The 389-nt window shown below is 66.6% G+C and carries 1 protein-coding gene; it reads left to right on the top strand.

Going from position 1 to position 389, the window contains the following annotated elements; genetic code table 11:
* Window positions 1-214 precede the first annotated feature (214 nt).
* Window positions 215-389: transposase zinc-binding domain-containing protein (locus X744_RS1000000173315; protein ID WP_198032299.1), on the top strand; the 175-nt coding region annotated here is incomplete at its 3' end.

Here is a 389-nt window from a genome sequence, read left to right on the forward strand (position 1 = left end):
AGACGTGTGCTCTTCCGATCTCTTCGCCACAGCTTCGCCACCCACCTTTTGGAAGCCGGCACGGACATAAGGATCATTCAGGTGCTGCTGGGCCATCGCAGCCTGGCGACGACGACACTATACGCCCAGGTCTCAACGGCTGTGATCGGCCGGACCGCCAGTCCTTTTGACCAACTCCGCATGGAGATCACGCCGCCCGGCTGAGCCGCGCGCCATGCGCCCGGATCTGGAAGTGGCGGATGTATTCCACCGTCACGGGGCTGATTATCGCCGCGACCATGCCGGCCATCTCGGGCGTGTCGAGCGCCGGGTCATGGCCGCGGTGGAGGCGTGCCGGACCGCGGCCCTGGGCGGTCACGCCGAACACTGCGCCGACTGCGGTCTCGTGC

Source organism: Mesorhizobium sp. LNHC252B00, assembly GCF_000502955.1.
Taxonomy (GTDB): Bacteria; Pseudomonadota; Alphaproteobacteria; order Rhizobiales; family Rhizobiaceae; genus Mesorhizobium.